Annotated in this window: 22 protein-coding genes; 12 read left to right on the top strand and 10 right to left on the bottom strand. The window is 63.4% G+C overall.

What is annotated here, in order from left to right; translation table 11 throughout:
- Positions 1–96: 96 nt before the first annotated feature.
- From metJ to WAT24_RS12250, 5 genes are all read right to left on the bottom strand, one after another.
- Positions 97–636: a met regulon transcriptional regulator MetJ gene (metJ, locus tag WAT24_RS12270; protein ID WP_336808173.1), complete on the bottom strand. Its 540-nt coding sequence runs from the start codon at positions 634–636 to the stop codon at positions 97–99.
- A gap of 441 nt (positions 637–1077) precedes the next feature.
- Positions 1078–1473, bottom strand: a complete 396-nt coding sequence (gene gcvH / locus WAT24_RS12265) for a glycine cleavage system protein GcvH (protein ID WP_336808172.1) — start codon at positions 1471–1473, stop codon at positions 1078–1080.
- Between the two features lie 75 nt (positions 1474–1548).
- Complete coding sequence (gene gcvT, locus WAT24_RS12260; RefSeq protein WP_336808171.1) at positions 1549–2649, bottom strand: glycine cleavage system aminomethyltransferase GcvT; 1101 nt, start codon at positions 2647–2649, stop codon at positions 1549–1551.
- Between the two features lie 152 nt (positions 2650–2801).
- Positions 2802–3410 (bottom strand): alpha-ketoglutarate-dependent dioxygenase AlkB family protein, encoded by a 609-nt coding sequence (locus WAT24_RS12255; RefSeq protein WP_336808170.1) that lies wholly within the window; start codon positions 3408–3410, stop codon positions 2802–2804.
- Between the two features lie 103 nt (positions 3411–3513).
- Positions 3514–4911: an amidase gene (locus WAT24_RS12250; protein ID WP_336808169.1), complete on the bottom strand. Its 1398-nt coding sequence runs from the start codon at positions 4909–4911 to the stop codon at positions 3514–3516.
- A gap of 153 nt (positions 4912–5064) precedes the next feature.
- Between WAT24_RS12250 and WAT24_RS12245 the strand changes: the two genes are divergently transcribed.
- From WAT24_RS12245 to WAT24_RS12190, 12 genes are all read left to right on the top strand, one after another.
- Positions 5065–6666, top strand: a complete 1602-nt coding sequence (locus WAT24_RS12245; RefSeq protein WP_336808168.1) for an electron transfer flavoprotein-ubiquinone oxidoreductase — start codon at positions 5065–5067, stop codon at positions 6664–6666.
- A gap of 227 nt (positions 6667–6893) precedes the next feature.
- Complete coding sequence (locus WAT24_RS12240; RefSeq protein WP_336808166.1) at positions 6894–8765, top strand: glycosyltransferase; 1872 nt, start codon at positions 6894–6896, stop codon at positions 8763–8765.
- Between the two features lie 7 nt (positions 8766–8772).
- On the top strand, positions 8773–10830 hold the full coding sequence (locus WAT24_RS12235) for a glycoside hydrolase family 99-like domain-containing protein (protein WP_336808165.1): 2058 nt from the start codon (positions 8773–8775) through the stop codon (positions 10828–10830).
- A 90-nt stretch (positions 10831–10920) separates the two neighbouring features.
- On the top strand, positions 10921–11667 hold the full coding sequence (locus tag WAT24_RS12230) for an electron transfer flavoprotein subunit beta/FixA family protein (protein WP_336808164.1): 747 nt from the start codon (positions 10921–10923) through the stop codon (positions 11665–11667).
- Positions 11668–11694: 27 nt separating this feature from the next.
- Positions 11695–12639 (top strand): electron transfer flavoprotein subunit alpha/FixB family protein, encoded by a 945-nt coding sequence (locus WAT24_RS12225; protein ID WP_336808163.1) that lies wholly within the window; start codon positions 11695–11697, stop codon positions 12637–12639.
- A 169-nt stretch (positions 12640–12808) separates the two neighbouring features.
- Positions 12809–13546, top strand: a complete 738-nt coding sequence (locus WAT24_RS12220) for a class I SAM-dependent methyltransferase (RefSeq protein ID WP_336808162.1) — start codon at positions 12809–12811, stop codon at positions 13544–13546.
- A 133-nt stretch (positions 13547–13679) separates the two neighbouring features.
- Positions 13680–14729, top strand: coding sequence for a glycosyltransferase family 4 protein (locus WAT24_RS12215; protein ID WP_336808161.1), 1050 nt, complete (start codon positions 13680–13682; stop codon positions 14727–14729).
- Positions 14722–15645, top strand: a complete 924-nt coding sequence (locus tag WAT24_RS12210) for an NAD-dependent epimerase/dehydratase family protein (protein ID WP_336808160.1) — start codon at positions 14722–14724, stop codon at positions 15643–15645. Before WAT24_RS12215 ends, WAT24_RS12210 begins: the two co-directional genes overlap by 8 nt.
- A 30-nt stretch (positions 15646–15675) precedes the next feature.
- Positions 15676–16623 carry a lysylphosphatidylglycerol synthase domain-containing protein gene (locus tag WAT24_RS12205; RefSeq protein WP_336808159.1) on the top strand — a complete coding sequence of 316 codons (948 nt, stop codon included), beginning with the start codon at positions 15676–15678 and terminating at the stop codon, positions 16621–16623.
- Between the two features lie 117 nt (positions 16624–16740).
- Positions 16741–17697, top strand: a complete 957-nt coding sequence (locus WAT24_RS12200; protein WP_336808158.1) for a glycosyltransferase family 2 protein — start codon at positions 16741–16743, stop codon at positions 17695–17697.
- 54 nt (positions 17698–17751) lie between these two features.
- Positions 17752–19224 carry an ArnT family glycosyltransferase gene (locus WAT24_RS12195; RefSeq protein ID WP_336808157.1) on the top strand — a complete coding sequence of 491 codons (1473 nt, stop codon included), beginning with the start codon at positions 17752–17754 and terminating at the stop codon, positions 19222–19224.
- Between the two features lie 287 nt (positions 19225–19511).
- A complete protein-coding gene (locus tag WAT24_RS12190; protein WP_336808156.1) occupies positions 19512–19868 on the top strand; it encodes a hypothetical protein in 357 nt (118 codons plus the stop codon).
- A 60-nt stretch (positions 19869–19928) separates the two neighbouring features.
- On the opposite strand, the gene WAT24_RS12185 is transcribed toward WAT24_RS12190, so the two are convergent.
- The 5 genes from WAT24_RS12185 to WAT24_RS12165 form a co-directional block, all read right to left on the bottom strand.
- On the bottom strand, positions 19929–21182 hold the full coding sequence (locus WAT24_RS12185) for a glycosyltransferase family 4 protein (protein WP_336808155.1): 1254 nt from the start codon (positions 21180–21182) through the stop codon (positions 19929–19931).
- 15 nt (positions 21183–21197) lie between these two features.
- On the bottom strand, positions 21198–22259 hold the full coding sequence (locus tag WAT24_RS12180) for a rhamnosyltransferase WsaF family glycosyltransferase (RefSeq protein ID WP_336808154.1): 1062 nt from the start codon (positions 22257–22259) through the stop codon (positions 21198–21200).
- Between the two features lie 313 nt (positions 22260–22572).
- Complete coding sequence (locus tag WAT24_RS12175) at positions 22573–24237, bottom strand: sulfotransferase (protein WP_336808153.1); 1665 nt, start codon at positions 24235–24237, stop codon at positions 22573–22575.
- The gene (locus tag WAT24_RS12170) at positions 24234–25613 is read right to left on the bottom strand and encodes an ABC transporter ATP-binding protein (RefSeq protein WP_336808152.1); all 1380 of its coding nucleotides are present in this window, start codon (positions 25611–25613) and stop codon (positions 24234–24236) included. The genes WAT24_RS12175 and WAT24_RS12170 overlap by 4 nt, the downstream gene beginning before the upstream one ends.
- Positions 25603–26427, bottom strand: a complete 825-nt coding sequence (locus WAT24_RS12165; RefSeq protein WP_336808151.1) for an ABC transporter permease — start codon at positions 26425–26427, stop codon at positions 25603–25605. The genes WAT24_RS12170 and WAT24_RS12165 overlap by 11 nt, the downstream gene beginning before the upstream one ends.
- Position 26428: the final 1 nt, after the last annotated feature.

The following is a 26428-nucleotide window of genomic DNA, read 5'->3' as shown; positions in this document are numbered from 1 at the left end:
CGGCAGGGCCGGGACGAATCGCTCTTCGAAGTACCCTCCCTGCGCTGGGCACCGCAGGGAGAGAAATGTCGATACAGCTTGTTGGTCTTGTGCGGCTTACTTCTTCTTGGCGACCTTGGCGGTCTTGGTGGCCTTCACCACCTTGGCCGGCGCAGCGGCCTTCTTCGGGGCCGCCTTCTTGGCGGCAACCTTCTTCACGGCGACCTTCTTGACGGCAGCCTTCTTGGCGGCGGCCGGCTTCTTGGCGGCAGCCTTCTTGGCGGCCGGCTTCTTGGCGGCGACCTTCTTGGCAGCCGGCTTCTTGGCGACCGGCTTCTTCGCGGCAGCCTTCTTCACAGCGGTCTTCTTGACGGCCTTCTTGGCGGCCGGCTTCTTCGCAGCGGTTTTCTTGGCAGTGGCCATGGTTCGTCTCAGCTCCTCATCAGTTGGCAGTGGTTGCCCAGTAAAAGCGTGCAGGAACGCCTCCACCAGCAGATCGCTGTTGGTGGCGTGCCGGAGATTGTTGACCTGACGGCGCGTGCGCTCGTCGGAAAGCAGACGCAGGACATGCAGCGGAATCGACACGGTGATCTTGCGCACCGCGCCGGCCTTCTCGCCGTGATCGACATAAGGCGTGATGTATTTCGATGCTGCCATGTGGCCCGTTCCCCTATCTGAAGCGAAAGCTATTCCTGAAGATTTCAACTGTCAATTGATTTTAGCCACCGGACGACCCCCTCAGAAAAGCCCCCGACCGGGGCCGCAGGCCGCATCGGGCAAGGTTTTTCCGGGTCCCGTCTGGATTTTCTTTTGGACGTCTATACGTCTCTTCGAAAATAGCCAAGTAAAACCATGGATCCTCGCCAGCCCTTGTGCCACAAGGCTTTGCATGGAGTCGTCACTCGTTACCGCACGCGCCGGCCGGCCGCAGCCGGAACGGCGGCCCGGACGCGACAACACGGGAAGGCGAGGTACGAACGGATGAACGGAACGCGACCGACGGGTCGATCGGCGATGGCGCGGGCGGCAAAAAAAATCCGCGCCGTCGCCCGTCCGGGGGCCCGGGCGCCGTGTCGCGGCGTCCGGGGAGAGGGACGGTCAGTGGTCCTCGTTCTCGATCAGTTCTGCGTAGGCGTCGGCGTCGAGCAACTCGTCCAGCTCGGAACGATCGGAGATGCGCACCGCGAAGATCCAGCCCTCGCCGAAGGCGTCTTCGTTGATGGTCTCGGGCTTGTCGTTGAGCAGCTCGTTGACCTCGACGATCTCGCCGGACACGGGCGAGTAGATATCGGAAGCGGCCTTGACCGATTCCACCACCGCCACGCCGTTGCCGGCCTGCACGCTGGCGCCCACTTCCGGCAGCTCGACGTAGACCAGGTCGCCCAACTGGCCCTGCGCGTGGTCGGAGATGCCCACGCGGACCAGGCCGTTGTCTTCGACGCGGGCCCACTCGTGGGATTTGAGGAACTTCAGGTCGCCGGGAATCTCGCTCATGGGGTCGGTCCAGTCGTCGGTGGGAATGGGAGCGGCGATTCTAGCCGCTCCGTCGGAAACTCGAATGACGTCGGATCAGATGCCTTCGCGGGCCTTGCCGTCGCGCACGAAGGGGTACTTCACCACGCGCACCGGCACCTCGCGACCGCGGATATCCACCCGCACGTCGCCGGGTTCGCCGGCCGGAATGCGCGCGAAGGCGACCGCCTTCTCCAGCGTCGGCGCGAAGCTGCCGGACAGGATCTCGCCCTCGCCGTTGGCGGTGAGCACCTTCTGCCCATGGCGCAGCACGCCCTTCTCGTCCAGCACCAGGCCGACCATCACGCGCGGCACGCCGGCGGCCTTCTGCGCCTCCAGCGCCTTGCGGCCGATGAAATCGCGGCCCTCGTCCAGGGCGATGGTCCACCCCAGATTGGCCTCCCACGGCGAGACGGTCTCATCCATGTCCTGGCCGTAGAGGTTCATGCCCGCCTCCAGCCGCAGCGTATCGCGCGCGCCCAGTCCGCACGGGCGCACGCCTGCATCGGCCAGCGCCTGCCACAGGGCGATGGCGTGCTCGTTCGGCACCATGATCTCGAAGCCGTCCTCGCCGGTATAGCCGGTGCGGGCGATGAACAGCGGCATGCCGTGCGGGCCCTGCGCGGCAGCGGCGGCGAAGCGCCCCAGCTTCTCGATGCGCGGGCGGTCGATATGGTGCAGCAGGCCGATCACCCTGGCACGCGCGTTCGGCCCCTGCACCGCGATCATGGCGAAGTCGGGACGTTCCTTCACTTCCACGCCGAACGGCTTGGCCTGCTGCCCGATCCAGGCCAGGTCCTTGGCACGGGTGGCGGCGTTGACCACCAGCCGAAAGTGCGCCTCGTCGAAGAAGTACACGATCAGGTCGTCGATCACCCCGCCCTGCTCGTTGAGCATGCACGAGTACAAGGCCTTGCCCTGCACCTTGAGCTTGTCGACGCTGTTGGCCAGCAGGTAGCGCAGGAACTCCCGGGTGCGCGGTCCGTGCAGGTCGATGACCGTCATGTGCGAGACGTCGAACATGCCCGCATCCTTGCGTACCGCGTGGTGCTCCTCGATCTGCGAGCCGTAGTTGATCGGCATGTCCCAGCCGCCGAAGTCGACCATGCGTGCGCCCGACGCGCGGTGGGTCTCGTTGAGTACGGTCTTCTCGGTCATCGCGCGGGCCATCTTGGGGAAAGCCGGAATTATCACCGCGGCCCGTATGCAATCCAAGCCGCCGTCCGACCGGCAGGGGCGAGCTTGCCCGCGGTGGCGCCGCTCCCCGCTCCAGGCAGCGCATCGCGAGCAAGCTCGCTCCTACGCGGGCGTCAGGGAAGCGTGGCCGACGGCCGGACCCACCGGAAGGTGAGGTTGATGCGTGGCGCCTGCACCCGCGCCGTGCGTGGCAGCGCGTGCTGGTAGAGCCGCTGGGTGGCGCCGGCCATGCGCAGCAGGCTGCCGTGCGGCAGGCGCAGCTCCAGCGCGGGTGGCTGCCCCTTCGCCTTGCGCCGGAACAGGAAGCGGCGCTCAGCGCCCAGGCTCAGCGAGGCGATCACCGGGGATGGCCCCAGTTCCGGCTCGTCGTCGCTGTGCCAGCCCATGGCGTCGCGACCATCGCGGTAGAGGTTCGCCAGCACACTGTTGAACGGCGTCCCGCACGCCTGCTCCAGGCGCGGGCGCAGGGCGGCCAGCGCCTCCGGCCAGGGCTGCGGCTCGAAACGGGTACGCGAGTACACGTAGCTCGCACCCGGGTCGCCGATCCAGCAGCTCCGCCGCGGCGACGCCACCTCGCGGCCGTAGATCCGGATCACGTGCGTTTCCCATGCGACCGTCGCAAGCAGGGTGTCGAGCAGCGCGTCGGCCTCTGCCGGTTCCAGCCACCGGGAGCACAGCGAGACCTCGGCATCCGGCAAGGCGATCGTTTCCCAGGACGACACTCGAGAGACTCCGGCATCTGTGGGAACGAGCTTGGCCGCGGTGGCCCGGCTTGATGCCCGGCCAAAGCGAAGGGCATCGCGAGCTCCCGCGCCTACCCGCCCGTCAGGGGATCGCCGGATAGGCCGGCTCGGCATCCAGCGTCGACGAGCAGACCGCGGCCAGTTCCAGCAGCCGCAGGTCCGAGCCGCGTGCCCCCACCAGCTGCAGGCCGACCGGGAGACCGTTGGACAGCGTGCCCATCGGGATGCTCACCGCGGGGCAGCCGGCCAGGCTGGCGAAGCTGGTCAGGTCGGCCACCGAATCCGGAGCCGGCCCGCCGAGCGGGAAGGCCGCCTGCGGTGTGGTGGGCAGCACCAGCACGTCGATCTGCGCGAACAGGCGACGCATCTTCAGCGTGGCCGCATCGAGCACGCGATCGGCCACGGCGTAGTCGGCTGCGCTCTTGCGCGCGGCGTAGCCGAGCATGGCGCGGAAACCGGGCGACACCGGCCGGGCTTCGTCGGCGAGGTCGGGGGCGAAGGTGCCGAGCATCTCCGCCTCCATCAGCAGCAGGCCGGCGCGGCGCGTGCGGGCGAAGTTCCAGTCGGAGAAATCCACCGTACGCCGCTCGCCCAGCTCGCGCGGCAGCCGGGCCAGCGCCGCCTCGAACAGCTCGGCCACCTCCGGCTCCACGCCCACGGCGGCCAGGTCGGGCAGCAGGCCGGTGCGCAGGTTGCCCGGCTCCCAGTCCGGCGGCGAGAAGGCGACGCGGCGCCGGCGCGAGCGGGCGTCGTCCGCGTCGTAGCCGGCCAGCACCTGCAGCAGCACGGTGAGGTCGTTCGCGCTGCGCGCGATCAGCCCGACCGCATCGAGCCGGCGCGCCGCCGGCAGCATGCCGCGGGTGGAGATCTCGCCATGCGTGGGCTTGATCGCGTACACGCCGCAATAGCTGGCAGGGATGCGGATCGAGCCCAGGCTGTCCGAACCCACCGCCGCCGCCGCCAGTCCGGCCGCCACCGCGGCGGCCGCGCCGCCGGAGGAGCCGCCCGCGCTGTACCCCTGGCGCCAGGGATTGTGCGTGGGACCGGCATGCGGGTTGTCGGTGGCGGCGCCCAGCGCGCCCTCGTCCATGTTGGTCTTGCCCACCAGCACGGCGCCGGAGGCGCGCAGGCGGGAAACCACGTGGGCGTCGCCCTGCACCGGCTGGTCGCGGCCCGGCAGGCCGGCGCGGGTGGGCCAGCCGGCCATGTCGAAGTTGTCCTTCAGCGCGATCGGGATGCCGTCCAGCCGGCCGAGCACGCCGTCGCGGCGACGATGGGCGGCGGTGCGCGCCTGCTCCTGCAGCAGCCCGGGACGCAGGTCGACGTAGGCATTGAGCTGGGGGTCGATCCGCTCGATCGCCGCCAGGTAGGCATCGGCCAGCGCCTCTGGCTGGACACGGCCCAGCGCCAGCCAATGCAGCAACTGGCACACGCTGGCGCGTCGGAGGTCGATGTCGGCGATCGGCGCGTTCGGGTTCATGCCTCGTCCTTAGGAATGCATTCACCGATTATCGCCACGGGGTGCGAAGCGATTGCAAGCAGCCGGAAGTGAAGAGCCCGGTTTGCCGGCGGGCGCGCGAACCCGGACAATGTGTTTCTTGGCCAAATGCACATGCAGTCACGGGAGTCCGCCATGAGCGAGCGCGAGACGATGGAATACGACGTGGTCGTGGTCGGCGCCGGCCCGTCCGGCCTGTCGTTCGCGATCCGCCTCAAGCAGCTCGCGCCGGAAACGACCGTCTGCGTCATCGAGAAGGCCTCGACCGTGGGCGCGCACATCCTCTCCGGCGCGGTGATCGAGCCGGCCCCGCTGGACGCGTTGCTGCCCGGCTGGCGCGACAACCCGCCGCCGATCTGCGTGCCCGCCGGCGAGGACGAGTTCTGGCTGCTGACCAAGACCGGCGGGCGCAAGCTGCCGGTACCGCCGGGCATGAACAACCACGGCAACTTCATCGTGTCGCTCGGTTCCATGTGCGCCTGGCTCGCGCCGCAGGCCGAGGCGCTGGGCGTGGACGTGTTCCCCGGCTTCGCCGCCGCGGACAACATCTATAACGACGACGGCTCGGTCGCCGGCGTGCGCATCGGCGACATGGGCGTGGCCAAGGACGGCACCCACAAGCCGGGTTACACCCAGGGCATCGACATCAAGGCGAAGGTCACCGTGCTGGCCGAAGGCGCGCGCGGCAGCCTGACCAAGCAGCTGATCAAGCGCTTCGCGCTGGACAAGGACAGCGACCCGCAGGGCTACTCGATCGGCATCAAGGAGCTGTGGCACGTGCCTGCCGGCCGCGTCACCCCCGGCAAGATCGTGCACAGCTTCGGCTGGCCGGCCGACAACGCCACCTACGGCGGCAGCTTCCTCTATCACCTGGACGGCGACCGCATCGCGCTGGGCTACGTCAGCGGCCTGGACTACCGCGATCCCGAGTACAAGCCATGGGAGGCCTTCCAGCAGTGGAAGAACCACCCGCACGTGAAACCCCTGCTCGAGGGCGGCACCATTCTTTCCGCCGGCGCGCGCGCCATCGTCACCGGCGGCTACCAGTCGCTGCCGAAGGTCGAGATGCCCGGCGCGGTCCTGATCGGCGACACCGCCGGCCTGCTCAACGTGCCCAAGATCAAGGGCACCCACCAGGCGATCCGCAGCGGCATGCTGGCCGCCGAGCACCTCGCCGCCAACGGCCTGAACCCCGCCGGCTTCGACGCCGCGCTGCGCGCCTCGCCGGTGATGGACGAGCTGAAGCAGGTGCGCAACATCAAGCCCGGCTTCAAGAAGGGCCTGTGGTTCGGCATGGCCAACGCCGCCTGGGAGACGGTCACCCGCGGCGCCTCGCCCTGGACCCTCAAGAACAAGCCGGACTGGTGCTCGCTGGAAAAGATCGGCGAATACGAGGAGCCCAAACGCGACTACGTGCAGCGCGACCTGCCCCCGCGCGACCGCCTGGCCGGCGTCTATTTCGCCGCCACCGAGCACGACGAGGACCAGCCGGTCCACCTGCACGTGGCCGACACCACCATCTGCATCGAGCGCTGCAGCGTGGAGTACGGCAACCCCTGCACCCGCTTCTGCCCGGCGAGCGTCTACGAGATCGTCGAGGACGAGGCCGGCAAGCGCCTGCAGATCAACGCCGCCAACTGCGTGCACTGCAAGACCTGCGACATCAAGGATCCCTACGAGATCATCACCTGGGTCCCGCCCGAGGGCGGGTCGGGGCCGAATTATCAGAACATGTAAGTCGCCGGGGGCGCTCTCTGATCGTCAACCTGCAATGGCGCCTCAAGCGCCTGGGCTACCAGTGGCAGCGCGTCCGCGGCAGCTTCGCGCTGCGCGGCTGGCGGGGAACGCTGGCGCGCGTCCGCCAGGAGCTCACCCCGCGCCCTGATGTCGCCGAGGACCTGGCGTTGCTGCCGCTGGACGAACCCTTCGCACCCTTCGCGCTTCCACGCGCGGATCGGCCGCAGGTGTCGATCGTCATCCCGGTCCACGGCAAGCTCGACTACACACTGGCCTGCCTGCGTTCGCTGGCTCGGCACGGCGCCGGCGCCAGCTTCGAGGTCATCGTCGTCGACGATGCGTCGCCCGACGACAGTGCCAGCGTGCTCACGCAGGTCGAAAACCTGCGGCTGCTGCGCCATCCGTCCAACCGCGGCTTCATCGACAGCTGCAATGCGGGGGCCGCCGCGGCCGGCGGCGAGTTCTTGGTCTTCCTCAACAACGACACGCAGGTCACCGCCGGCTGGCTCGATGCCCTGCTCGCCTGTTTCGCCGAGCGACCGGACTGCGGCATCGCCGGCGCGCGGCTGGTCTACCCGGACGGACGACTGCAGGAGGCGGGCGGCCTGGTCTTCGCGGACGGCAGTTGCTGGAACACGGGGCGCTTCGAGCCGCGTGACGCGCCCGCCTTCCAGTACCGGCGCCGCACCGATTACGTCACCGGCGCCGCACTGATGATCCGGCGCGAGACATTCGATCGCGTGGGCGGCTTCGACACGCGCTACCGGCCCGCGTATTACGAGGACACCGATCTCGCGTTCGCCGTGCGGCAGCTCGGCCTGAGCGTCTATTACGAGCCGGCCAGCACGGTGATCCACTTCGAAGGGATCACCGCCGGCACGGACCCGGCCGCGGGCACCAAGCGGCACCAGGTGCTCAACCAGGCCGTCTTCGTCGCCAAGTGGGCCGACCAGCTCGCCGCGCAGCCGCCTGCGGACACGCCGCTTGAACGCGCGGTGCGCTGGCGTACGCGCGGCCGCGTACTGGTGGTGGACACCACCACCCCGGACCCGACCCGGGACTCCGGCTCCTTGCGCCTGTGCGGCATCCTGCGAGTGCTGGACCGGCTGGGCTGGAGCGCGTGTTTCTTCCCTGACGACCGCCGGGCCGGCCGCCGGGAGATGCTGGAACTGGGCGCGCTCGGCTGCGAAATGCTCGGCGATGCGAGCGCGCCGGACCTGCCGCAGTGGCTGCGCCGCCACGGCCGGGAACTGCACGCGGTGATCCTTTGCCGCCACACGGTGGCCGGCCAGTACGCCGATCTGGTGCGCCGTCATGCGCCCCAGGCGCGACTTCTTTTCGACACGGTGGACCTGCACTTCCTGCGCGAGCGCCGCGCCGCCGAGCTCGCCGGCAACCCCGCGCTCGCCCGACAGGCCGCCGCCTCGCAGCGCAGCGAACTGGAGCTGATCGCGCGAAGCGACGTCACCTTCGTCGTGAGCGCGCACGAACGGGCGCTGCTGGCGGAACTGGTGCCGCAGGCGCGCGTGGAACTGCTCTCGAACATCCACCAGGTGCACGGTTGCCGCTGTCCCGCGGGCGAGCGCAGGGACCTGGTCTTCATCGGTGGCTGGGGCCACCCGCCCAACGCCGACGCGATCCGCTGGATCGCCGCCGAGATCCTGCCCCGGTTGCGCGAGGCCATGCCCGGCATCCGCGTGCACGTCCTGGGCGACATGCCCGAAACCGTCCGCGCGGAACTGGCCCGGCCGGGCCTGGAGCTGCACGGTCGCGTGCCGGACCTCGAGCCGTGGCTCGACGGCTGCCTGGCCTCCCTGGCGCCGTTGCGCTTCGGCGCGGGGGTCAAGGGCAAGATCAACATGGCCATGAGCTACGGCCTGCCGGTCATCGCCACGACCGTGGCCGTGGAAGGAATGCAGCTGGCCGACGGCACGGACGTCCTGGTGGCGGACGACGCCCCCGCGATCGCCGAAGCGGCCGCGCGTCTGAGCCGCGACGAGTCGCTGTGGGAACGGCTTTCCGTCCATGGCCTGGACAACGTCAGACGGCACTTTTCGGCCGAAGCCGCGGCTGCCACGCTCGAACGTGTCCTGGGTTGACGCCGCCATGTCGTCCATCGCCAAACGCTGCCTCTTCTTCCTGTTGCGCTCCGGCTTCAGGGCGTTGCCGCTCCCTGCAGTGACGCGCGACCGCCTGCGTCAGCGCTTCCTGGAGCGGCATCCGCACCTGATCCCATCGGGCCCCCGCGGGCAGGATCCGGGGACGCGGACGGACCTGCGCCGCCCGCGCCGGCACAGCGCCACCCGGGCGATCGGTTTTGTCGGTCCGCGCGAGGAACCTCTTCCCGCGCCGCTGCCTGCCACGCTGGTCGCCTTCTACCTGCCCCAGTTCCATCCGATCCCGCAGAACGACGCATGGTGGGGGGAGGGCTTCACCGAGTGGCACAACGTGGCGCGTGCGCTGCCGCAGTTCGAGGGCCATGCCCAGCCCCGCCTGCCGGGTGCGCTGGGCTTCTACGACCTGCGCCTGCCCGTCGTGATGCGTCGCCAAATGCAGCTTGCGCGTGCGTACGGCATCGGCGCCTTCTGCAGCTACTTCTACTGGTTCGGCGGAGAACGCCTGCTCGAGCAGCCGCTGCTGCAGTGGCTCGAAGACCCCACGCTGGAGCTGCCGATGTGCCTGTGCTGGGCCAACGAGAGCTGGACCCGCCGGTGGGACGGCCGCGCCGATGATCTCCTGATCGGCCAGCGGCACAGCCCCGAGGACGATCTGGCCTTCATCGCCTATGTCGCGCGCTACCTGCGCGACCCGCGCTACCTGCGGGTGCAAGGCCGGCCGATGCTGCTCATCTATCGCCCCAGTCTGCTTCCGGACCCGAAGGCTACCGCTGCGCGCTGGCGGACCTGGTGCCGGGACGCGGACATCGGCGAAATCCACCTGGCCTACGTGCAGAGCTTCGATCGCGTCGACCCGCGCGAGATCGGCTTCGATGCCGCCGTGGAGTTCCCTCCCAACAACACCACGCTGGAACCCATCACGGCGCGTCAGCGGCTTCTGAATCCGGAGTTTCGCGGCGACGTCTACGACTGGCGCGATCTGGCACGTCGGGCCATGGCGCAGCCGGACCCACCTTACCTGCGCTACCCGGGCGTCAACCCTGGCTGGGACAACGAGCCGCGGCGCAGCGGCCAGGGACGCGTGTACGCTCACGCCTCTCCGCGGGGCTATCGCGATTGGTTGCGCCACGCGATCGAGGTCGCGCGGCGGCGGCAACCCGAGCAACCGCTGGTGTTTGTCAACGCCTGGAACGAATGGGCCGAGGGTGCCGTGCTGGAGCCGGATACCCGGCTGGGGCTCGCCTGGTTGCAGGCCACCCGCGACGCGTTGCGTGAACCCTCCCCCGCAGCCGAGGCGTTCAGGCCCTGCGCCGTCGTGCACGCTTGGTACACGGACGTCCTGGACGAGATCCTCGTCGCGCTGCAGGCAACCGGCATCGACTGGCGCATCGTGGTCACCACCGCGCCCGAGCGGGCGGCTGCGGTCCACGCATGCCTGTCAGGCCTCGGCGTCGATGCGGAGGTGGAGGTCTTCGAGAACCGCGGGCGCGACATCCTGCCGTTCCTGCACGTTGCCAACCGCCTGCTCGACGAAGGCGTCGAGGTGGTGCTCAAGCTGCACACCAAGCGGTCCGTGCATCGCGCCAACGGAGGGCAATGGCGACGCGAACTGCTCAGCAAGCTCGTGTCGCCGGAACGCGCGACGCGCATCCTGGATGCTTATCGAAGCCAGCCCACGTTGGGTCTCGTGTACCCGGAAGGCCACCGGCAGGCGGTATCCGATTTCTGGGGAGCGAACCGGGCGAATGTGGCCTTTCTTGCCGCCCGCACGGGAATACGGGTTTCCATCGCCGAAACCGGCTTTATTGCAGGCACCATGTTCTGGGTGCGGACGGCAGCGTTACGCGTGCTGCTGGATTCGCATTTGAGCATGGACGAATTCGAAAACGAGTCTGGACAAACAGACGGCACGTTGGCCCACGCTGCCGAACGCCTATTTGCAGCTGCGGTGGAAATGCAGGGCTTCGAAGTCGCCAGTTCCGCCAGCCTCTGCGGCCTCGACGAGCCTCCGTCGACCCCCTATCCATTCGCCCAGCGGAGCAGCTGACCGCCGCCTTCACACCTTCGTGTACCAGGCTATGCGGGTACAATGTCGGTTTTGGCGGCCCTCTGGGGCCGAGATAGTCAAGGAACCGCGATGAAGATTCTGGTCGGCTACAAGCGCGTGGTGGACTACAACGTCCGCATCCAGGTCAGGCCCGACGGCACCGGTGTGGTGACCGAGGGTGTCAAGCTTTCCGCCAACCCCTTCGACGACATCGCCCTGGAAGAAGCCCTGCGCCTGCGCGAGAAGGGCGTGGCCGAGGAAGTGGTGATCGTGGGCATCGGCCCGACCGACCTCACCGCGCACCTGCGCAACGGCCTGGCGATGGGCGCCAACCGCGCCATCCACGTCACCACCGCCGAGGCGGTGCAACCGCTCACCGCCGCGCGCGTATTCCTCAAGCTGGTCGAGAAGGAGCAGCCGGGGCTGGTGATCATGGGCAAGCAGGCGATCGACGACGATGCCAACCAGACCGGCCAGATGCTGGCCGCGCTGTGGGACCGCCCGCAGGCCACCTTTGCCAGCAAGGTCGAGATCGCCGACGGCAAGGCCAACGTCACCCGCGAGGTGGACGCCGGTCTGGAAACCATCGAAGCCGATCTGCCCGCCGTCATCACCACCGACCTGCGCCTCAACGAGCCGCGCTTCATCAAGCTGCCGGACATCATGAAGGCCAAGTCCAAGCCGATCGACGTGATCGAGTTCGCCTCGCTCGGCGTCGAGGGCGGCGACCACCTGAAGACCACCCACTACGCCGCGCCGCCCAAGCGCAGCAAGGGCGTGATGGTGAAGGACGCGGCCGAGCTGGTCGCCACCCTGAAGCAGAAGGGCCTGCTGTAAGCGGCCGCCGGGAACTGGAGAGAAGACATGAGCAAGATCCTCGTCATCGCCGAACACCTGGGCGGCAAGCTCAACCCCTCGACCGCGCGCGCCGTGAGCGCCGCCGTGGCGGTCAAGCCCGAGGCCATCGACGTGCTGGTGCTGGCCGACAACGCCGACGCCATCGCCACCGAGGCCGCCAAGATCGAAGGCGTCAGCCGTGTGCTCACCACCACCCGTGCCGAGAACGCGCACGCGCTCGCCGCCGTGCTGGCGCCGCAGGTGGCCAGGGCCGCCGCCGGCTACAGCCACGTGTTCGCCCCCTCGACCACCTTCGGCAAGGACCTGGCCCCGCGCGTGGCCGCCCTGCTCGGCGTGGTGCAGGTCAGCGACGTGATGGCGGTCGAGGGCAGCCACACCTTCAAGCGGCCGATCTATGCGGGCAACGCCATCGTCACGGTCGAGGCCGACCCGGCGCAGACCGTGGTCGCCACCATCCGTACCGCCTCCTGGCCGGTGGCCGCCAGTGGCGCGAACAACGCACCGGTCGAGGCGCTGAACCTGGACGTCACCTTGCCCTCACACACCCGCTTCGTCGAACTCAAACAGGGCAAGAGCGATCGCCCGGACCTGCAGAGCGCGACCAAGGTCGTCTCCGGGGGCCGCGGCGTCGGCTCGAAGGAGAACTTCGAGATCATCTACAAGTTCGCCGACAAGATCGGCGCGGCCGTCGGCGCCTCGCGCGCCGCCGTGGACGCCGGCTACGTGCCCAACGAGATGCAGGTCGGCCAGACCGGCAAGATCATCGCGCCGGAGCTGTACATGGCCATCGGCATCTCCGGCGCCATCCAGCACCTGACCGGCATCAAGGACGCCGGCACCATCGTCGCTATCAACAAGGACCCGGAGGCACCGATCTTCGAGGTGGCGGACATCGGCCTGGTGGGTGATCTGTTCAAGATCATTCCGGAGCTCGAGCAGGCGATCGGTTGATATCCAGCAGGTCGGATTGCGCAAGGATACGCCCCCAAAAAGGGGCGCTTGGGTTCTCGCTGCCTTGCTGCCAAAAAGGAGTCCTCCATGGCCAAGGACTGGCTAGTGCCTCCCGGCTGCCGTTTGTGGCTAACTTTCCTGCCATTCACGTGATCTTCGAGGGGCATACGTGAGTTCTTTACGCGACTTGGCGCGGCTGGTCCGCAGCACCCCGCTTCATCCTCAGTGGCTGCTCGGCCGACGCCAAGTGCCCTTTAGCCTCAGAAGCGCGAAGGGCAGGATTCTTGATGTGGGTGCAGCCGACCGATGGATCGCGTCGCATCTCGGCAACGATGTGGATTACGTGGCGCTGGACTATCCTGCGACCGGCAATCAGTTCTACGCGGCACGCCCTGATATCTTTGCCGACGCCTGCGCACTGCCTGTCACGGACGCCGCCGTCGATGGTGTCGTTTGCCTGGAAGTAATCGAGCACGTGCCCGATCCCGGTCTCGCTGTCCGGGAGATTGCGAGGGTTCTGCGGCCGGGTGGATCCGCCTGGATCTCGATGCCTTTCCTCTACCCGGTCCACAACGAGCCGTTCGATTTCCAGCGCTACACCCGATACGGGTTGCGCAGGGACGCGGAGCGCGCTGGTCTCCAGGTCGTGGAGTTGCGACGTTCGGGGCATGCTCTGCGGGCTGCCGGACTGATGACTTGCCTAGCGATCGCCGGTGGTGTGAATGGCTGCCATCCGCTTCTACGGATCCTGCTCTTGCCGCTAGCGCTACTGATGATCTGTCTGGTCAATGTGACGTGCTGGGCGCTGGCTGCCTGTTGGCCCGATTGGCCTAACGCGTCCATGGGCCATCATGCCGAGTTGCGCAAACCGATGGCCGAAGGGGAAGGCGGGGTGCTTACCGATTGACCACACGCATATATGCTTTCCAGGGATCACGCCATTTGCCACCTAGCCACGGACGCCGTCGATGCGAGTTTTTTTCGTAAGCACCATGTACCCTCAGGACAAAGCGGGCTGGCGTGGCGTGTTCATAAGGAACATGGCGTTCGCGCTGGGGCGCGTGCCGTCGCTCGAGCTGAACATTTGGGCCCCTCCGGGTGAACTGCCGCCGGCCGCGCGGGCCGTAAGCACTCCCCAAGAATCGCGCTGGCTGGGAAATCTGGTGGACCGTGGGGGCATCTCGCACGTGATGCGTAGCGGTGGATTGGCTGCAACGATGGCACCCGTGAAGCTGGTTCGCCTCCTGGCCACAGCCTACCGTCGCGAACCTCGCGTGGACGTCTACCACATCAATTGGTTGCAATCGGCGTTGCCCTTGCCCCGCAACGGCAAACCGGCCCTGATAACTGTTTTGGGAAACGACCTCAAGTTGCTGCGTCTGCCATTCATGCGCCTGATGTTGCGCAGGATGATGCGGGGCCGCCGCACGGCGATTTGTCCCAATGCAGAATGGATGCTGCCAGCGCTCACACAGTCCTTCGGGGACATCGCGGAGGTCTGCCCGGTACCGTTCGGGATCGATCCCGCCTGGTATGCCGTCGAGCGCGTCCCCGAGCAAGAAGCTCCCCGACGGTGGCTGGTCGTTGCTCGCCTGACCGCCGACAAGATTGGCCCGCTTTTCGACTGGTCGCGCCCGCTCTTTGCCGATGGCAGACGCCAACTACATCTTTTCGGTCCGATGGAACAACAGGTGTCGGTGCCAGATTGGGTCCACTACCATGGCCCCGCCTCTCCCGAGGAACTCGCCAACAGTTGGTTCCCGCGGGCCAGTGGCCTGATCACGTTGAGCCGGCATGCGGAAGGCCGTCCTCAGGTCATGCTCGAGGCAATGGCTGCCGGCCTACCCATCATCGCCTCTCGGATGCCAGCACACGAGACAGTGGTGCGCGACGGCCTCACTGGCCGGTTGTGCGATTCGATGGACGGTTATGCGGCGGCACTCGAGGAACTCGAACATCCACATGCCAATGCCTCGTTCGGACAGGCCGCCCGACAGCAGGTGATGGCCGACTACGGTACGTGGGACGACTGCGCTCGTCGCTACGTGACTATCTACGAACGCCTTCTTGGTGCCGCCAGCCATGAGTGACGCCGTTTTGGTGCTGGGCGGTAGCGGGTTCATAGGACGTGCCCTGGTGGACGCCTTGTGTGCACGTGGCGACTCTGTCATAGCCGCCAGCCGTGGTGCCGCGCGATTCAACCACCCCGCGGTCCAGACCGTGACGGGCGAGTTTCGCCATCCGGAGGATTTCCGGCCACTGCTCGAGCGCAGCAGAGCGGTGGTCCACTTGGCCACCACGTCCACGCCCGGGACGTCCGCAGCGCAACCGCTGAGGGAGGTGGAGACCAATCTGCACCTTACAGCCTGCCTCTTGCATGCCCTTCAGGAGCACCCCGACACCGAGCTTCTGTTCCTTTCATCCGGCGGTTCGCTCTATGCCGACGCAGACGAGCCCTCGGCCGAGACAGCGCGCGTGCATCCCCGCTCTTACCATGGCGCAGGCAAGCTGGCGGCCGAAGCATTCATATCTGCGTGGTGCGACCAGTTCGCCGGAAAGGCGGTCGCGTTGCGCCCCTCGAACGTCTACGGGCCCGGCCAGCCGGAAAGGGCAGGATTCGGAATTATCCCAGCCGCTTTTGGAAAAATACTACGCGGGGAAGTACTGCACGTCTGGGGCGATGGAAGCGCCCGGCGAGACTACATCTACATCGACGACGTTATACGCCTTTGCCTGACCATCCTTTCATCCGCCATGGCGAGCGGTCTGCAGGTCGTCAACTGCGCGAGTGGAACGAGTGTCTCGCTGAACGACCTGTTCGCGGAAATGGAGACAGTGTGCGGTCGGCGCCTTCAGCGCTCCTACGATCGCAGCCGTGCGGTTGATGCAGCCTGTATCGCCATGGATACGTCGCTTGCCCGCGGCCTCTACGGCTGGTCTGCCCAGACCGATCTGCGGACCGGGCTGGGCAAGACCTGGGAGCAATTCGTACGTGCTGCTGCCTGAGGCCCCGGAGCCAACCATGGCGCAGCGCGCATGAAAACGCGCCTGGCTAAAGGTCTGAGTGTACTCCTCGCCATCGTGGCTACGGGCTACTTTATCGCCTATGCCTGGAGAGCTCTTGCCGGACGTGACCTCTCGGGCCTGCTCGACCGCCAGGTGGTTTACGCCGCCTCGGCCCTGACAGCTCTTTATGCGGCGTCAATCAGCACGACTGCCTTGGCGTGGGTAAGGATGCTGGCCACGATGAAGCAGCCGCATCCCGTGAGACGCCTTCTTCCGATTCTAGCGGCCACCCAATTCGGCAAATATCTGCCGGGCAACATTGCCCACCACCTCGGGCGGGTAGCCCTGGCGCGAAGTGTGGGCATACAGGTCACCCCAGCGATTCTTTCCGTGACCTATGAACTTGTGCTCGCTCTGGTGGCGGCCGTGCACGTGGGCGCGCTGACACTATTGTGGTCGCCGCCGGAGCCCTTCACCCACTGGCCATTTGCGCGGTACCGCGGCCTTCTTCTCGTCTTGATCACCCTGGGCGCCGCTGCGTTGCTGTTGCTCGCGCCTCGCGTCGTCGAAACACTTACTCGTCTGCGCGGCAAGGACCCAGAGGGATCCTGCTCTGGCCCGTTGCGCCTCGATCTCGTCAGTGCAGCCGTCTGCTATTCGATGTACATGAGCGGCCTGATCCTTATTGGATTCGGCCTGTGGCTCGTGGCTGCCGCACTCGCGCCGGAGGCGATGCACGTACCCGGGCCGTTGTTTTTCATCGGAGCCTTCGCGAGCAGCTGGATTCTTGGTTTCATCGCGCCTGGCGCCCCGGCTGGACTCGGCGTGCGGGAAGCGATATTAAGCGCATGGCTGGCGGGAGTACTTCCGCCAGCACAAGCCGTTCTGTTGATCATCACGCTGCGCATCGCTACTACTGTCGGGGACCTGGCAAATTTCGCCTGGGGCGGCATTGTGCTGCTTCGCCAAAGGATATGAGCGGGTTTCCATCGACAGGTGCTAGGCAGCATAACGGCTCACCAGTCCTCCAACACCGGGCGTGGAAACCGAAGCTGCAAATTCAACAAGGGATCGCTGTCCCAAGAAGGAATCCACATGAAATTGATTATTCAGATTCCCTGCCTTAACGAGGCCGAGACTCTTGCCATAACGCTGGCAGAACTTCCGCACGAGGTCGAGGGTTTCGATAAGGTTGAATTGCTGGTGATCGACGATGGTTCGACAGACAATACGTCAGAGGTCGCCCTGGCGCATGGGGTAGACCATGTCGTACGCCACCCTGTAAATCGGGGCCTGGCAGCCGGTTTCATGTCCGGTCTCGAGGCATGTCTGCGGCTTGGCGCCGACGTCATAGTCAACACTGACGCGGACAATCAATACTGTGGCGCGGATATTCCAAAACTTACCGCCCCGATACTTTCCCACCAAGCGGATATCGTGGTCGGCGCACGGCCGATCGACGAGACAGAGCATTTCTCATGGCTCAAAAAGAAGCTGCAGCGGCTTGGCAGCTGGGCGGTCCGTATTGCTAGCAGGACGGACGTGACCGATGCCCCCAGCGGGTTCCGGGCAATATCACGCGACGCAGCCATGCGGTTAAACGTCTTTAATGCGTATACATATACCTTGGAAACCATCATCCAGGCGGGCCTTAGCAACCTGCGAATAGCGTCCGTACCAATCCGAACGAACGGCGACCTTCGGCCTTCACGCCTGGTAAAGAGCATCGGCAGCTACATCAAACGCTCGCTCGTCACGATCCTGAGGGTATTCGTGATATACCGACCGTTAGCGCTGTTTGTCAGTGTGGGCACCGCCTTCCTCCTGGCAGGGCTTGCTGCCGGCATTCGATTTCTCTATTTCTACTTCAGCCAGAGCGGGGAAGGCCATGTTCAATCGGTCGTTTTGGCATCGCTTTGCATTACGCTTGGAATGCTTTTCTACATGATGGGCTTGATCGGCGATCTGATCGCAACCAACCGGAAGCTGCTAGAGCAGATACACCTACATCTTAAAAGAGAAAGCCTACGCGATTCGCGGACTTCGCAATAGATTCGTGACAAGAAACTAAAGGCAGTTTGCTCACTGGTGAGAATTAGCGGAAGCATGAAGCCTCTATCGTTCGGGAAATCCCCCAGTTCCGCGATCATGCTGGCAATCGCGTTGTTTTTTTTTCTAAAGTACGCAGCGTACGGCCTATTCGTCACGCCCCTATGGAATATTCCAGACGAGATCGGGCACTATTCCTACGTCGAGGAAGTAGCGGAAGGCCACCTTCCTCTCCTCGGGAAATCGACTATAGCGATCGATGTGACACGGTCCCAAGGTCGTTCGAACACGAAGCCAGTCTCGAACTGGATCGCGCAGCACCCCCCCCTCTACTATGCCTTTTCCGCACCGATACTGGTGGCGACACGTGCTGCCGGGCTCGGTTTTGAATTCCAGGTGCGAAGCGTACGCTTGGTAAGTGCGCTATTCGGTGCGCTTGCTGTCCTCGGGGCCATGTATCTCGTTCTTGAGGTGACAGGTAACGCCGCCCTTGCGCTCGCCTGCGGCATCTTCGTGGGTTGCACGCCAACATTTCTCCTGCAAGCATCCGGCGTTTCCCATGACACGCTCGTCGCATGCCTCGCTTTTTGGGCAACCGTTTTTTGCGTGCGCTGGACGGACACGACCGACATTCGATATGCGCTGTGGTGCGCGACGCTGATAGGTTTGGGCCTGATCACCAAGGTGACGGTACTGGCGATGGCCCTGCCTCTCTTTTTCTCTATGGTCTATCTGATTTGGAGAAAACAAACCCGATCTAGCTGGGTCACTGTGAAACAGGCAGCATTGCTCTGGACGTGCATGTTCCTTCCCATCTGCATCTGGATGTCGCGCAATTTGATGCTGCTGCATCAACCGCTTCCGCTGGCGACCGAAGCGCATTCCAAACTGCCAATCGGCTTTTTTGAATACATGCATGTACAGCCGTTCTGGCAGGAAACGCTTATTAATTATTTCGGCCTCTTCGTTGACGCCGGTGGTAAAATCCATAGGTCGCCTACGGCCATACAAGCGTCCGGCCCTGCGCTTTCCTGGTTCCTGATCAGTCTCTGCTTTTGTTCAACGTACGCGCTCCTCAGTGCCCTCAGGCGGCAACAGGGCGGGCATTGGGCAATCGCCGCTTTTTCTGCGACTGCCGCGATACTAGCCGCGCTGACTATGGGTCGCAGCCAATTGGCTGCCGTCGACTGTTTTTTTCTGTTCGCATCCCTAGTTTCGATGCTTTGCGTTCACCTTCCAAGCGCGCTTCGTGGCGAACCCCGCTCATGGCTCCTTGCAGCGGGTAGCGCTAGCACGCTGCTTTTTTCCCTGGTGCTCTACGAACACGTCAGGGCGGACTATTATGGTGAACTACGGGCTGCGCAAGGGCGCTACTTCTATCCGGCCCTGCCCTTCCTCGTTATCGCTTTGGCGTGGCCGCTTCGAGGACAAAGGCTGGCCAAGCTCACTCTCTACGGATCCCTACTTGCCATGCTTCTTTGCGACTATTTCTATCTCCACCACGTCCTCAAGTTCTACGATCAGCTTTAAGCTTTCGCATGCGCTCATCCATCTTATTTCTCATCTTGGCGCTGCTGGTGCTCACTCCCTTTCGGGTTACGCGTGAATTTTCGGCTAGCGCCCCAGTCGGACAGGTACCCGCGGGAGAGTTCATCAGTGGCAGCCGCTTGATACAGAAGGGACATATCCCTTCGTCCAGCGTGCTCGGCACTACAAGACAACACCTCTGCATTGGGGTCCAATTTGCTACGTACGCACGGCGCAACGAGGGCAAACTGGCAATCTCGTGGAAACAGGGGGAGCACCAAGAGCGCTGGATGGTGGAGTCCGCTGGTCTAGGTGATAACCAGTTCAAATACTTTTGCCCCAGGAAGGGAGTGATGCGGGAAACGGAATTCGAGCTCAGCCTGTCAAGCATCGACGCCAAGCCCGGGCATTCTCCTACGGCCTGGCTTACTGCGGATACCCGTTTTGGCACCGTCTCTATCAACGGAGTTGCTCAAAAAACCTCCCTCACGCTGTCTGTCGCGACGCACCGGATCCTTGCAATCCGCCAGATCCTTAGCATCGATCATGGAGCATATTTCTTTGGGTGGCTGATGTCCGTGGCCATTGGTCTCGCCGCTTTGGCCCTCGCGGCGCATCGCCCCAGTGAGGCCATGAGCATCAGGTAACCAGGGGCGGGAGGGTTTGTGCCTCCCCGGCCAATTCACGTGAGGTTGGCTCCGCCCTACTCAAAAGGATGTCGCGTGTGCCGGCCGAAACTGATCCCGCCCCCAGGCAGTAAGCTCGCGCGTGTGTGACGATTGGCTTGGTTGTAGCACCTTCTGGCCGAAGAGCACCCTTTCCAGACGATCAAGTTGGTTGAACCATCCGTATTCCTGCATGGAATGGGCATGTGCCCTTTCAGCCATCGGCTGATATCCATCCAGGTTGCTTATCAACTCACGTATGCGGTCCGTCCACGTCGTGCTTTCCGCCAGATATCCGTTCTCTCCATGTGTGATGGCATTTTTGTAGCTGTGGATCGGCGTGGCGATGGTTAAAGTCCCCACCGCGGCCGCCTCGAAATACTTCAGTTCGGATTTGCAGTTAGTGAACCCGTTGTCCATAAGCGGGACTATGTTTATTTCCACAAGTGACATCACTCGTTGGAGGTTCACGAAGTCGTGCAGGCCGTAGAACTCGATTCGGTCGGTGAACATCTCGAGCCCTTCCTTTAGCTCAAGGAAGCCAACGATCAGCAGGCGAACCCTCGGGTCCTCACGCATGATGCGCGCCAGGGATTTGGCAACGACTGCAAAGTCATGGTTGTGCGTCGGCGTACCACTGAAATATCCGATGTGCACCTCCCGAGTACGCTTGAACCCGGCGCCCATCTTTTCCTGGAAGATGCGGTCCGAGATACATAGCTGTTCCTTGTTGAGGAAATTCGGAATAACGTCGGCGTAGAGACCGGAATACTCCTGGATTTGGGACGCCAGATACGCGTTGGTGGTAATCGCCCCATCGCACATGCGCAGCGTGGCTCCGATGCGCGCTATCAACCCGAACCAGTGATCCCAAGCCTGAGGTACCTCGATGTCTTGATCCAAGGTTCTTAGGATCAGGTGGACGTAGTCCGTATTGAAAACCAGATCGTCCACGTCAAAGAGCACCCGTTTCCCTTGTGCGTGGGCTCGGGTGATCATCTGGTTGATATGCTCGTTATAGCGGGCGCGGCAGATGACAATGACGTCGGCTGCGTCAACTACGCGCGTCAATTCGTCCTTGTCGTCATTGCCGAAGAAGCTGGCGCCGATGTCTCCACCTAGCTCATGGAGCACTTGGATCATGTTGTAGACGCGATAACGAAAGGTGCTCGTATCGGGGCGCTCATAAAAATAGGCAACGCGCCTACGCCCGACACACAACGCGCGAAAGCGCTCTGAAAACGGAATCGCCCAAGGATCTTGGTACGAATACGGCGGCTCGGTGACGACAAACATTGGGCGCTCCCTGCATTAGGTCAGATGGTCCACGGCAGCTTTCAAGCTACTTGGCCACGAGCGGGAAACCTTGGCTTCTTCTCGCGGCTGTGGTGCTTCGCTTTCAGCCATCGCGATCACGGTTCGTAGCCCCTCAAGTAGCGATACCGTGTCGAGCTCGGAACAGACAATTCGATCCGAATACTGTCGCAGATCTTGCTTAAGACCAAATTTGTTTGTTAGAACAAACGCTCCCGCTGCCGCGAGGTCCAGCGGCGGGTAGCTCGGGTGCGGAGTGCACATCAAGCACAGACCAACGTCCACCTCGGAGATGAACCGGCCATAATCGCGCCACCCCATCGTAGGCAGCACCACGGGCTCGAGCTTCTCACCGAGCCGGACCTTAGGAACGTCCTTTCCTACGAAGATAACCTCCCAGCGCCGAGGATCGATAATCCCTTCCAGCACTGCCCTATCGAGCACCTCTAGGCCGCGGTAGAAGAGATTCCTAAGGTTGTTGGGGCGAGCATAGAAAAATAGATTGCGCTTGCCGGAGGAGGCAGTAGTCATAGAGCCCTGGATGGCCTGTTTAGGGAAGGCCGGCTCGAACCACACGGCGACATCCTTAAGATGCGCCAGACCGTTGTCTACCAAGTGTCTGTACAGCAACTCCGTGTTGATGACGAACCGGATGTCGCGCCGCTGCAATAGTTCGTTGCAGCGGAGCCAATCATCGCCGAGCGGATAGAACATCCGCTCGTCCTCCTGCAGCAGATAATCGACTCTTCCAGCAGGAACACTGCCCAGAACAGATGCCGTCGTCCACCAGGAAGTAGTCAGGAATCTGTCGCCTTCGCAAACATCCAGTTGGCTCTTGCTGTCATTCACGTTCAAATGAACGAACTCGACGTTTCCTGGCGTCGTCAAGCCATTGCATTCCAGGACTTGGGAGAAGCCCTGCTCGTCGGGAGCTTCAGTTCGCGTAACCACTCTCAGCTTTGCGCCGCGCCTGGATGCAAGCATGGTGGCCAAGATAATCGCGGTCCCAACCCCGCCAAACAGGGAGCCGGCGTTTATGCTGTCGGTTACTAGGTTCAACCGCGGTTCGCGTCCAGGTACCGTGTAAACTCGCAAAGGCTGAATGGAAGGAAACCGATTTGCCAATAGCGAGGATGCGGACAGGAGCGTGTCGCTTGGCTTGGGAGGGGCCTTCGGCGGGATGCCTGCGCTTCCACTAAGCACTTCGGCTGGCGAGGGCTGTCTACCCTGCACAACCCGCACCAATAAGGCCCTGAGGCCACGGTTGCGGTAGTACCAACTGACTTTCTCAAGCAGATTCACACGTCACTCCATGCCAAAAAAACTTCCGTGGTCGATGGACAACCAGTGCTACGGCAGTAGACGAGCGGCATCAGCTCGCAACAGGACGTATGGCCCTCTTCAAGAGCCACCAACGACTACCCGCCCATGCGCGCAGCTGATCGAATTGCCTTCGAAGCTGTCGCACCTCTTCCAAATGTGCCGCCAGGTCCGCCTCCACTTGCTGCAGGTGCGAGAGACGTTCCCCAGCCAGCCTTTCGGCTTCCTGCTTGCTGGTAAGGATACCAGCCTGCTCAGCTTCCAATTGGTGGATGCGCTCTGCTCGTTCCACTGCAAGCACCTCGAAGCGTGCACTTTCCCTTATGGCGTGCGCAAGTTCCGCTTCCAGCTGTCGAGTGCGCTCAAGTCGCTCGACCGCGAGCACTTCGTATTTGTTACGTTCTTTTGTGGATTGAGAAAGCTCGCTTTCCATCTGCCGCGCGCGCTCGAGCTGCTCGGCAGCAATCGCTTCGAACTTGTTGCGCTCTGTTGCGTACAGCGCGAGCTTGGCATCTAACTGCTGGATGCGTTCCAGCCGCTCGACCGCAAGCACCTCGAACCTGCTGCATTCTTCTGTTGCGTCAGCGAGTTCGACGTCCAGCTGTTGAATCCGCTCTAGCCGCTCGACCGCAATCACCTCGAATCTGCTGCACTCCTTCGTGCACTTGGCGAGCTCGTCGTCCAGCTGCTGGATGCGCTCCAACCTCTCAACTGCCAGCACCTCGAACCTGCTACGTTCTCTATGTGATTGCTCAAGCTCCGGTTGCAGACGGTGAATGATGTCGAGCCGTTCGAGCGCCAAAGCCTCCTCAGCAGCCCGGGCCTGGGCGGCCTTGTCGCGGTCTCGGATGAGCTCGCCCATGGGACCGACAAACAATCCTGCCACTTCGTAGAACACCTGGGAGAGCTCTTCAAGGCCGCTCCAACCGGCCTCCTGGCTGGCCCTTGCACAAGCCTCATATAGTTTCTGGAGAAATGCGGGCGGCAACCGCTCCGGTGGAATCGGGACATGCAGCTCGGATGTGCGGTGGTGCCTTTCCATTGGAGTCAGGAAGGCCTCGATGGAAGGGCGCGCCTCCTGGATACTGGGATCCCAGGCCACCGCGAGTTCACGCCCAAGCCGCGTCAGATGCTGTTCCCAACCATCCATTAGTTGGTCGTAGGTGAGCAGGGCCCTGGGAACACTGACGGTGGCACGATATGCGTCCAGCAGGTGTTCTGCCCACATCAGGTAGGCATGGGCATAGCTCCAGCCGTCCCTCATGTGCAGGGAGCTGGCAACTTCATAAGGTTCCCGAACGACGAGCACGGCCTTGGTGTCAATGCCCAGCTTATGCAAAGCGTCGATCCAGATGGGAGCCAAGCGGCACATGCGGGGATCCTTTACCGCCCAGAGCCGCTTTTCCTTCATGTCGCGTTCGATCAGCGAAACGATTTCACTGGTGGCCGTCTTGGCTGCTGCCGAGTCGAGCCAGCCATGCGGTAGCTCCCTCGTGTCGTGCCACGTGCGCCCAAGTGCGGTGAGCAGGCGTTCATGAATAGCTACCGCCTCGGCGTGCTCCCAGAAACCACGCTTGTTATCCGCCTGGGCCATCAGGAGATCGGCGCCCAGGTGTGCGCCTAAGAGGTTCAACACCCGGGTCACCGCCGAAGTTCCACTACGGTGCATCCCGAGTACCAACAGGGCCGTTGCGCCGTCTGTCGTACCTACAGTCATGACACACCTCCGGATGCGAGGATCTCGATCTGGGGTTGTACGTGAAAATCGACAAAGCCTGTCGCTAGCCGCCCCGGATCAGGCAGCACCCTGAAGATAGTGGCATCGACAACCCGGTCGAGGAAGGTTTCCTCTTCCCCAATCCGCCCGCGGATGCCCGCGTTCAGGAAATAGGTCCCTGGGGCGAGCAAGCACCGAAACCTGAACCGGACCGTGATTGAACTGCCAGGCTCGACAACGTCGATCGCATCAAGGCTACTTGACGTAACGCCACCGCCGAGCTCGAGCCCAGACACAGACTTGATCAACATGCCAAAGCGAACCCCGGTGCTTGGTCGGTTGAAAGCCGCCGTGTAACAAAACACATACTCCGTGCCGGACCTGACCACGTTGACCCTCTGCCCCCCGAGGGTTTCGAGGTGGGGATCCTCAACGGCGGCCCCCTGGGATTCAAAACGCAGCTCGCTTCGGGATCTCAGACCCGGATCGTAGTAGGCGTCAGGTACGTCGGACGTCGGAGCAAGCGCTATGCCATCGTGCGCAATGGGCCTCGACGGCTCGGCACCGGACGACATTACCGAGACGTGTAGCTCCTTGCGATAGCGCTCGCGAATGCCCTCCGCCATTTCTGTGGGGGCATAGAGAAGCTTCTGGTAACGGGAGACCACTTCCTTTGGCGCGCCAACGGCCAGCAACTCGCCACCATCCAGCATAATGGCCCTGTTGCAGAGCTCCAGTACGGTGCCCGCAGAGTGGGATACGAAGAGAATAGTTGCACCCTGGTTTCGTATTTTCTCGATCCGGGCGAAACATTTGCGTTGGAAGGCCTCGTCGCCGACCGAGAGGGCCTCGTCCACCACGAGGATGTCCGGCGATACGTTGATAGCCACGGCAAAGGCCAAACGGATATACATACCACTGGAATAACTTTTGACTGGCTGGTCGACGAATTGACCGATATCCGCGAAAGCCAGTATCTCGTCGAGCTTTGCCTCAATCTCCTGCCGTGAGAGACCAAGCAGCGTACCGTTCAGGAAAACATTCTCTCTGCCGGTAAATTCCGGATTGAACCCTGCCCCGAGTTCGAGGAGTGCGGCAACTCGGCCATTTACTTCGACCTGACCGGAAGAGGGCGCCAGGGTCCCACAAATAATTTGAAGAAGAGTGGACTTGCCAGAGCCATTCCGGCCCATGATGCCTACGGTCTCGCCCTTGTGAATCTCGAAACTCACGCGGGAAAGCGCGTGAAACTCATTGTACCAACGGTGCTTTGCCTCCCCAACCGAAAGCATCTGCAGCAGCCTGTGATGCGGCCGCGCGTAGATCGGAAAGCACTTGCCGACCTCGCTGACTCGAATGGAGACCTCAGAGGACATCGGCAAAGCCCCGCTTGGTCACCAGAAAGACCCAGTACCCCAAATAGGTAAATGCCAGAGCCGCGAGGGCATAGACGCCCAGACCCCACCAGTCGGGCATTTGCCCCCAGAGCGCTATTCCTCGGGACTGGTCGATAATGAAGCTGAGTGGATTCAGATTAAACATCCAGCGCACACTCGGCGAAACTGCAGACAAAGGCATGATTGCAGTCGAAGTGAACAGAAGTGCGGTTACCAACACACTGGTCACTTGCCCAATGTCCCTGAGATAGACGCCTAGCGCCGCCAGCCACCACGACACTCCGAGCGCCAAAATCGCGAGCGGCGCAACTGTAAACGGAAATAACAGGACCTGCCACTCGAAACGGTGATCAACCAATGCCTGGAGGACAATAAAAGCAGCGAGGTTTGTAAAGAGATGGAATAATGCAGACAAAACCATCGGCCATGGCAGCACCTCCAACGGAAACACCACACGCTTGACGTAATTTGGATTCTGAACTACTAGTTGTGGCGCACGGCTTATGCATTCACCGAAGAACCCGTGGATGATAAGACCGATGAAAAGAATAAGTGCGAAACTATGAGCGCCTTCCCCGATTTGGGGCCAACGGCTCTTCAAAATATTCCCGAAAGCCAGCGAATAGACGGCCAGCATCAGGAACGGGCTGAACAAGGCCCAAAGCATGCCGAAATTGGCGCCCCGATATTTGCCGTGAATCTCCCGGCGCGTCAGCTCGGCTACGAGCGAGCGATGAGCCACGACGGTGGCGACAAGACCTTGGTGTCTCGGCATACCGATGAGGAAACCCATA

Source organism: Fulvimonas yonginensis, from assembly GCF_037137055.1.
Lineage (GTDB): Bacteria > Pseudomonadota > Gammaproteobacteria > Xanthomonadales > Rhodanobacteraceae > Frateuria_A > Frateuria_A yonginensis.
This window is presented reverse-complemented; position numbering and strand designations above follow the sequence as displayed.